General features: G+C 47.4%; 10 protein-coding genes. 2 read left to right on the top strand and 8 right to left on the bottom strand.

The features are described 5' to 3' along the window. The 7 genes from nuoG to ABNT28_RS08485 form a co-directional block, all read right to left on the bottom strand. A partial coding sequence (gene nuoG, locus ABNT28_RS08515; protein ID WP_332923986.1) for an NADH-quinone oxidoreductase subunit NuoG occupies positions 1 to 1,530 on the bottom strand: 1,530 nt, incomplete at its 3' end. Between the two features lie 13 nt (positions 1,531 to 1,543). Next, positions 1,544 to 2,836 carry an NADH-quinone oxidoreductase subunit NuoF gene (gene nuoF, locus ABNT28_RS08510; RefSeq protein WP_332923987.1) on the bottom strand — a complete coding sequence of 431 codons (1,293 nt, stop codon included), beginning with the start codon at positions 2,834 to 2,836 and terminating at the stop codon, positions 1,544 to 1,546. Further along, a complete protein-coding gene (gene nuoE, locus ABNT28_RS08505; protein ID WP_332923988.1) occupies positions 2,829 to 3,476 on the bottom strand; it encodes an NADH-quinone oxidoreductase subunit NuoE in 648 nt (215 codons plus the stop codon). The genes nuoF and nuoE overlap by 8 nt, the downstream gene beginning before the upstream one ends. Beyond that, on the bottom strand, positions 3,473 to 4,651 hold the full coding sequence (locus tag ABNT28_RS08500; RefSeq protein WP_332923989.1) for an NADH-quinone oxidoreductase subunit D: 1,179 nt from the start codon (positions 4,649 to 4,651) through the stop codon (positions 3,473 to 3,475). The genes nuoE and ABNT28_RS08500 overlap by 4 nt, the downstream gene beginning before the upstream one ends. 9 nt (positions 4,652 to 4,660) lie before the next feature. Next, complete coding sequence (locus ABNT28_RS08495; protein ID WP_332923990.1) at positions 4,661 to 5,320, bottom strand: NADH-quinone oxidoreductase subunit C; 660 nt, start codon at positions 5,318 to 5,320, stop codon at positions 4,661 to 4,663. A gap of 11 nt (positions 5,321 to 5,331) precedes the next feature. After that, complete coding sequence (locus ABNT28_RS08490) at positions 5,332 to 5,880, bottom strand: NADH-quinone oxidoreductase subunit B family protein (RefSeq protein WP_332923991.1); 549 nt, start codon at positions 5,878 to 5,880, stop codon at positions 5,332 to 5,334. Further along, positions 5,871 to 6,236 carry an NADH-quinone oxidoreductase subunit A gene (locus tag ABNT28_RS08485; RefSeq protein ID WP_332923992.1) on the bottom strand — a complete coding sequence of 122 codons (366 nt, stop codon included), beginning with the start codon at positions 6,234 to 6,236 and terminating at the stop codon, positions 5,871 to 5,873. The genes ABNT28_RS08490 and ABNT28_RS08485 overlap by 10 nt, the downstream gene beginning before the upstream one ends. Positions 6,237 to 6,515: 279 nt before the next feature. Here ABNT28_RS08485 and ABNT28_RS08480 point away from each other — a divergent pair, with 279 nt between their 5' ends. Then, entirely contained in the window at positions 6,516 to 7,394 is an 879-nt protein-coding gene (locus tag ABNT28_RS08480; RefSeq protein WP_348721385.1) for a DMT family transporter, read from the top strand. Positions 7,395 to 7,427: 33 nt separating this feature from the next. After that, positions 7,428 to 7,865 carry a DUF3429 domain-containing protein gene (locus ABNT28_RS08475; RefSeq protein ID WP_332923993.1) on the top strand — a complete coding sequence of 146 codons (438 nt, stop codon included), beginning with the start codon at positions 7,428 to 7,430 and terminating at the stop codon, positions 7,863 to 7,865. Between the two features lie 12 nt (positions 7,866 to 7,877). On the opposite strand, the gene ABNT28_RS08470 is transcribed toward ABNT28_RS08475, so the two are convergent. Further along, the coding region (locus tag ABNT28_RS08470; RefSeq protein ID WP_348721384.1) for a DMT family transporter at positions 7,878 to 8,413 on the bottom strand (536 nt) is incomplete at its 5' end.

Here is an 8,413-nt window from a genome sequence, read left to right as displayed (position 1 = left end):
AGCAGCTTTATACATGCCTTCAATATCAAGACCACCTTTTCCGGGAATAAAGTCCAAATCAAGACCGCCAACACGTGCTGCCGCATTATGCAGAACGTTAAACCCGTTCCACCCCTTTACAACAACGCCATAGGCTTCGGCAATCTGACGCGCAGTGGCAAGAACAGCGGCGCCATCCTCGCGGCTAAGTGCGCCCATGCCAATGATAATCATTGGCCGCTTGGCGCGTTTAAGAACATTTGAAAATTTGTTAGAACCATCCAAAATGGCCGAAAGTATCGCCGTATCATCACCAAGATGTTTTGTGTCATAGGTAAGATCACTATCAGCACCCACAACGCCAACGGGCATATTTGTGGCCAGCCAGTTACGACGAATACGGGCATTCAAAACAGCCGCTTCTTCTCGCGGGTTGCTTCCAATAATCAACAACGCATCAGCGTCATCAATACCAGCAATCGTCGAGTTAAATACGTAACCAGCACGTGACCCGCCAATTTTAGCCCCATCCTGACGACAATCGATATTCACCGAACCAAGACGCTGCATCATCGCCTTTAGGGCAAACATGCTTTCAGCATCTGCTTGGTCACCTGCAATCGCAGCAATTGTAGATGATTTTGCTTTTTTCAGTTTTGCCGCCATGGTTTTAAAAGCGTCATCCCAGCTAGCTGGATGCAGACTGCCATTCGCGCCACGCAAATAAGGCTGATCAAGACGTTGACGGCGCAACCCATCGATTGCATAGCGGGTTTTATCCGAAATCCATTCTTCATTTACATCTTCATGCAAACGCGGCAATACACGCATGACCTGTGATCCACGCGCATCAACACGAATATTGCTACCGACTGCATCCATCACATCAATAGATTCGGTCTTGCTAAGTTCCCACGGACGTGCCGTAAAAGCATAAGGGCGCGATGTTAACGCTCCAACAGGGCAAAGATCGATCACATTTGCCGACAACTCAGATGCTAGGTTTTTTTCAAGATAGGTTGTGATCTCAACATTTTCACCACGGCCAATAGCGCCCAACTCTGGCACACCAGCAACTTCGGTTGCAAAGCGAACACATCGCGTACAATGAATACAGCGCGTCATAACCGTACTGATCAGCGGGCCCATATGCTTATTTTCGACGGCGCGTTTATTTTCTTCAAACCGTGATCCATCATGACCATAGCCCATTGCCTGATCTTGCAAATCACATTCGCCGCCCTGATCGCAAATAGGACAGTCAAGTGGATGATTAATAAGCAAAAACTCCATAACGCCTTCACGCGCCTTTTTGACACGATCTGTATCGGTGCGAATGACCATGCCATCACCAGCAGGCATTGCACATGACGCAACCGGCTTTGGTGCGCGTTCCATATCGACCAGACACATACGGCAATTACCAGCAATCGACAAACGATCATGATAACAAAAACGCGGCACTTCAACGCCAGCAGCTTCACAGGCATGAAGCACAGTTGATCCGTCTTCTACTTCGACTTCAACATCATTAACGGTCAGTTTTGGCATCGTAATTAATCCTTTATTCAGCTGCCGCTACGGCGTCACCAGCATGACGCGCAGCAATACGACGCTCAATCTCTGGTCTGAAATGTTTAATAAGACCCTGAATTGGCCAAGCGGCTGCATCACCAAGCGCGCAAATCGTATGACCTTCAACCTGTTTTGTAACTTCATATAATGTATCGATCTCATGCGGCTCAGCTTCACCGCGCACAAGTCGTTCCATCATCCGCCACATCCAGCCAGTGCCTTCACGGCATGGCGTACATTGGCCACATGATTCATGCTTATAGAAATAAGACAGCCGTGAAATGGCCTTCACCACATCAGTACTTTTGTCCATGACAATGACACCAGCAGTCCCAAGACCTGTTCCAGCTTCACGAAGCGCATCAAAATCCATAGTCATAGTTTCACAAATATCTTTGGGCATCATCGGCGTTGACGACCCGCCTGGAATAACAGCTAGCAAATTATCCCATCCACCACGAACGCCACCAGCATGCTTTTCCAGCAACTCTTTCAGTGGAATGCCCATTTCTTCTTCAACATTACATGGCTTGTTTACATGGCCGGAAATACAAAACAGCTTTGTGCCAGAGTTGTTTTCTTTACCAAGACCCGCGAACCAATCACTGCCCCGACGCAAAATGGTCGGTGCAACGGCAATGGATTCAACATTATTGACCGTTGTCGGACAACCATATAGCCCAACCCCTGCCGGAAATGGAGGTTTCAACCGTGGCTGACCTTTTTTACCTTCCAGTGACTCGATCAATGCGGTTTCTTCACCACAAATATAAGCACCAGCACCGCGATGAAGATAAATATCAAAAGCCCAGCCTGATTTAGCCGCATTTTTGCCAAGCAACCCTGCTTCATAGGCTTCGTCAATGGCTGTTTGCAGACGACGCGCTTCATTCACGAATTCACCACGGATATAGATATAGGCTACGTGGGCACGCATGGCAAAACCAGCAACAACACATCCTTCCAACAATTTATGCGGTTCATGGCGGATAATATCACGGTCTTTACATGTACCCGGTTCGGACTCATCGGCATTAACCACAAGATAATGCGGACGGTCTTTGACCTCTTGCGGCATGAATGACCATTTTAAACCTGTTGGAAAACCAGCCCCGCCGCGGCCACGCAGTCCAGATGCCTTCATGCGATCAACAATTTCATTATGACCAAGTTTCAGAATAGCCGCTGTATTGTCCCAATCACCTCGTTTTTTGGCACCCGCAAGCATGGCATCATCCCAGCCATAAATATTGGTGAAAATGCGATCAGCGTCTTTAAGCATTGGCTGCTCCTGACTTTGTCTTGGCTTTCTTCTTTGGTTTTAATCCATTCAGGCTTGTGGCACCCCCGCTGGCTTCCGAACCAGAACGACCAAGAACCGACCCAACGGCAAGCGGCGCGTCTTTTTCCAGCGAATCAAGCAATTTGCCTGTTGTTTGGTAATTTAAATCTTCATAGAAATCATCATTGACCTGTAAAATGGGTGCATTGACACATGCACCTAGACATTCAACTTCAAGCAATGAGAAACGCCCACAATTAGATGTTTGCCCAGACGTAATATCATACCGGTCTTTAATGCAGCGCATCATCTCGTCAGAGCCACGAAGCCAGCACGGTGTTGTTGTACAGGCTTGCAGAAAATATTTTCCAACCGGTTTCAGATTGAACATTGTATAAAAGGTCGCCACCTCAAGCACGCGGATCTTTGCCATATTCAGCTTTTCAGCGATCAGCTCAATAGCTTTCATTGGGATCCAGTTTTCATGCTGGCGCTGCGCCATATCAAGCAATGGCATCACCGCACTGGCCTGACGGCCTTTAGGATATTTGCCAATAATACGCTTAATCTCTGCCTCATTTTCGGCCGAAAAGGCGAATGAGTCAGGCTGATCTTCAGCAATGCGGGCTTGAATGCTCATCTATCAATCTCACCAAAAACAATATCAAGCGATCCAATGATCGCAACCGAATCTGCCAGCATATGGCCACGTGACAAGTAGTCTACTGCCGCCATAAAATAAAACCCTGGCGCCCGAATTTTGCACCGATACGGCTTGTTTGAGCCATCTGCAACAAGATAGACCCCAAATTCGCCCTTTGGCGCTTCAACAGCCGTATAGCTCTCGCCCTCTGGCACATGAAACCCTTCGGTATAAAGCTTGAAGTGATGAATAAGCGCTTCCATCGAATTCTTCATGTCACCACGATGTGGTGGCGTAACCTTGTTATTTTTGGCCAATACCGGACCTTCGGGCATATCGGCAATACATTGGTGGATAATCCGCAAGGATTGACGCATTTCTTCAATGCGCACCAGATAACGTGCATAGCAATCACCAGTCTTGCCAATCGGTATGTCAAAATCCATTTCGGCATAAACATCATAAGGCTGGCTTTTACGCAAATCCCACGGCACACCTGAAGCACGGATACACGGACCTGACATACCAAGATCAAGCGCTTCTTTTTCACTGATCACACCAATATCAACTGTGCGCTGCTTGAAAATACGGTTATCGGTCAACAAAGTTTCCATATCATTGATGAAAGACGGAAAATTATCTGCCCAGTCACCAATCTCTTCCAGCAAACCTGTTGGCAGGTCCTGATGCACACCACCAGGCCGGAAATAAGCCGCATGCAAACGTGCTCCACAAGCGCGTTCATAAAAACCCATCAATTGTTCGCGCTCTTCAAAACCCCATAAAAGCGGCGTCATCGCGCCAACATCAATAGCAAAGGTCGTCAAATTCAAAAGATGGTTTAAAATACGACCAATTTCACAATATAACACGCGAATGAATTGTGCGCGGCGCGGCACTTCGATTGCCAGCGCTTTTTCAATCGCCAAGGCCCATACATGCTCCTGATTCATTGGCGATACATAATCAAGCCGGTCAAAATATGGTAACGCTTGTAAATAGGTCTTATGCTCAATCAGCTTTTCGGTACCACGATGAAGCAAACCAATATGGGGATCGGCGCGTTCGATTACCTCGCCATCCATTTCAAGCACAAGGCGAAGCACACCATGCGCCGCCGGATGCTGGGGACCGAAATTCATCGTAATTGGCTTAATTTGCATTTCCGCCATAACTAACCCCTAATTTGCATCACTGTTTTTGTCAGACTCTTCAGCATCAATCGCATGCTGCATACCTTCCCACGGACTCAGAAAATCAAAATCACGGAATTCTTGCACCAGATGGACTGGTTCGTTAACCACACGGCGTTGTGTATCATCATACCGAACCTCGACATGACCGGTCAGCGGAAAGTCCTTGCGTAGCGGGTGACCTTCAAATCCATAATCCGTCAACAAACGCCGCAGATCAGGATGACCCGCAAAGAAAATACCAAACATGTCCCATACTTCACGCTCGGCCCAATTAGCTGCCGAAAAGACGCCTGTTACAGATGGTACTGACTGACCTTCTGAGACTTCCGCCAATATACGCAAACGCATGTTATTGCTGATCGACAAAAGTTGATACACCATTTCAAAACGGGCAGGACGCTCAGGATAATCAACCGCTGTAAGATCAGAAAGTTGGTTAAAGGCAACATGATTGTCATCACGCAATTTCGACAACACGTTTGCAATATCGTTTGAACTGATCCGCACCAACACTTCATCGTTGGTTGCGGTTACCGTCTCACAAATATCATCCAAAATATCACGCACATAGTTTGCCATAGTCGCAAGTGGTGCTTCGGCATAGATGTCGCCGGCAACATCGTCATTCTGTTCAATGTTGTTCATTTTGGATGGCCCTAAGTTCTGGCAATTGTAGCTGTACGACGAATTTTCTTTTGTAGTTGCAAAAGCCCATAAATCAGCGCTTCGGCAGTTGGTGGGCAGCCCGGCACATACACATCAACCGGCACAATACGGTCGCACCCACGCACAACAGCGTATGAATAATGATAATAGCCGCCGCCATTGGCACATGACCCCATTGAAAGCACCCACCTAGGCTCTGGCATCTGATCGTAAACACGACGAAGCGCTGGCGCCATTTTATTCGTCAAAGTGCCCTCAACAATCATCACATCCGACTGGCGCGGACTTGGCCGGAACAACATACCATAGCGGTCCATATCATAACGGCTGGAGGCGGAATGCATCATTTCAACCGCACAACAAGCCAAACCGAAAGTCATCGGCCAAAGTGAACCTGAACGCGCCCAGTTAAACAATTTGTCTGCCTTGGCAATAACAAAACCACGATTGGTAATTTCATCACCAACCGCCTTTAGAATCGCGTCTTGATCAGCCCCTGGCGGAATTGGTGGCGCGTTATTCGGATCTATTACTCCCATTCTAACGCTCCCTTTTTCCATTCGTAGATAAACCCAATTGTCAAAACCCCTAGGAAAATCATCATTGACCAGAAACCGAACATACCGATACCGCCAAGCGAGACAGCCCACGGAAACAGGAAAGCGACTTCAAGATCAAAAATAATAAATAGAATTGCCACAAGATAGAAACGGACATCAAATTGACGACGCGAGTCATCAAATGCATCAAACCCGCATTCATAAGCTGTCATTTTTTCTTCGTCAGGTCGCTGCGTGCCAAAGACAAAGGCTGTCAGAACAAAGGCTACAGACAAGCCTACAGCAATAGCAAAGAAAACAGCTATCGGCAGATACTCGGAAAGAAATTCAGACACTTTTTTCTCCCGCGAAAAACAATAAAACAATTGCTTTGAAATAAGTCAGCGCACCCGTAAAAGCAAGTAACATCTGGCTTTTTTTGCAAATTGGAACCGTATATTTCAAATATGCAAATAATAATGGTTCGCATTCGCATAATGCGTATTTAACCAGCCAATCTATTTGGCCGCACATCAAGCTGATCATCATCATATTTTTGAAGTAGCTGTTGCATTTTCTTTGGAAGGGCGGCATTCCGGTGATAAGCAAAGAATATCAAGGAAAAGAGAAGGCTCATGCAAAAACAATCAGCAATGCTATTAGTCCTGCTAGGTGGATCCTGCATGAGTTTTGTTGGTCTGTGCATGCGCTTGATTGAGGCCGCCGAAGGGTTCCAGATTTTGATGTATCGGTCAATGAGCCTGTGTGCAATGGTCGCATTGGTTTGTTGCCTGCGTCGCCGCGTCGGCTTTTTTCATTTTCTGCGCGGGCTTGACCGACACGACATTCTAATGGGTGCGGCGCTGTCAATCGCCTTTGCAACTTATGTTTTTTCGATGCTATTTACTTCGGTTGCCTCAACCTTGTTCATTATAACCATCGCCCCCTTCATGGCGGCAATTATTGGCTGGGTCTGGATTGGCGAAAAGCCGCATCCTGTAACATGGTTTGCCATGATAGGCGCTATAGGTGGGGTTAGCCTGATGATTGGCGATGGCATTGAGATGGGGCATACCCTTGGCAATCTTTTGGCGCTTTTATCAGCACTTTGCTTTGCCGTGATGCTTGTTCTGGCAAGACGCAGTGGCAAACAAGATGTGCTTGGCGGCACATTTTTGGGTGGCTTTTTTGCCTTGCTTATCGGTTTCGTTGCCAGTTTGTTAACAGGTGCTGGCATTGATGTTAGCCCCCATGATCTTGGAATTATGCTGTTCATGGGGGCCTTTACAATCGGTATTGGCATTGCCTTTGTGACATGGGGCGCCAGTTATGTTCCAGCTGCCGAGGTAAGTTTGCTGGTTTTGATCGAGAGCGTTCTTGGTCCGATCTGGCCATGGCTTTTTCTTGGTGAGACCTTAAGCGTTATGGAAATCATTGGCGGCGCAACAGTAATGCTTGCGGTAATAATGATGACAATGTTTACCCGTAAATCCATTCCTGTTACGTCACCATAAAGGCCAAGTGACTCTAAGCAAAGGATATGAATGATGGACAATAATTTAGAAGCCATACCGCAAATGCCCCTAATCCTGGGATGGGCTGGCGTTATTCCCTTTGGCCTTGCTACGGTGGGCGCGCATAGCGGTGTTTCGGTTTTGGTGCTTTATGGGTTGCTTGGCGGCACTACCTATGCGGCAATCATCTTGACGTTTCTAGGTGCCGTGCATTGGGGGCTAGCGATGCGCGATGACCGGCATCCAGCATGGTATGTTTGGTCGATCACTCCAGCCTTGCTGGCTTGGGCAACTTTACTGATTTTTGATGTAGAATTAAGACTTCTGGGTCTCATACCACTTTATGGGTTGGCTTGGTCAGTTGACCGTCAGGCTTTCATAAAAGGGTTGATACCCGCGTGGTATATGCGTCTGCGACATGGCCTTACAACTGGCGCTGTTATTTGCCTGTCAGCCTTACTTTTGGCTTAGCCATCACTTCCATCATCCGCGAGAGCGCACCATAATCACATTGCCTATGACAACAAGAGCAAGCCCGCTTAGCGCGTACCAAGTCCATATATAGGATTCTAGAAACGTCGAAATCATTAAGGCAAAAACTGGAAAAATCACCGTTGCATAGCCAGTGCGCCCTGCCCCAATCCGGCCAATCAGCATAAGATAAGCGCTGAATGTGAATACTGATGAAATCAAAGCAAGCCAGATCAAACTTGTGACATAAACAAATGTGGGCTCGATGATAAATTCCTGACCTCGGAAAATCGAAAGAATACCCAGATAACAAGCACCATACAGCATGCCCCAGCTAGCCGTACCGATAACTGAAAACCCTGCTTTCTGCGCCGAAGCCGACACCATATTGCCCGTGCAGAAAAACAATGTGCCCATGAAGCACAGGAGAATCGTCAGAACTGCCGTTTCAGAGATTTGAAGCTCTGGCCAGAACAACAATGCAATCCCGCCAATACCAACCAGCGCCGCAACCAGATGCGTCTGTTTTGGCGCTGTCCGCGTCAGCG

This window comes from uncultured Candidatus Puniceispirillum sp. (assembly GCF_963979125.1).
Taxonomy (GTDB): Bacteria; Pseudomonadota; Alphaproteobacteria; order Puniceispirillales; family Puniceispirillaceae; genus Puniceispirillum.
The sequence above is the reverse complement of the archived record's forward strand: the minus strand, read 5'-3'. Positions and strand labels throughout refer to the sequence as shown.

What these genes read in the sequence shown, in the direction of transcription:
- nuoF (WP_332923987.1), bottom strand. Translation starts at nt 2,836, where the DNA reads ATGCTTAAAGACGCTGATCGCATTTTCACCAATATTTATGGCTGGGAT.
- nuoE (WP_332923988.1), bottom strand. Translation starts at nt 3,476, where the DNA reads ATGAGCATTCAAGCCCGCATTGCTGAAGATCAGCCTGACTCATTCGCC.
- ABNT28_RS08500 (WP_332923989.1), bottom strand. Translation starts at nt 4,651, where the DNA reads ATGGCGGAAATGCAAATTAAGCCAATTACGATGAATTTCGGTCCCCAG.
- ABNT28_RS08495 (WP_332923990.1), bottom strand. Translation starts at nt 5,320, where the DNA reads ATGAACAACATTGAACAGAATGACGATGTTGCCGGCGACATCTATGCC.
- ABNT28_RS08490 (WP_332923991.1), bottom strand. Translation starts at nt 5,880, where the DNA reads ATGGGAGTAATAGATCCGAATAACGCGCCACCAATTCCGCCAGGGGCT.
- ABNT28_RS08480 (WP_348721385.1), top strand. Translation starts at nt 6,516, where the DNA reads ATGCAAAAACAATCAGCAATGCTATTAGTCCTGCTAGGTGGATCCTGC.
- ABNT28_RS08475 (WP_332923993.1), top strand. Translation starts at nt 7,428, where the DNA reads ATGGACAATAATTTAGAAGCCATACCGCAAATGCCCCTAATCCTGGGA.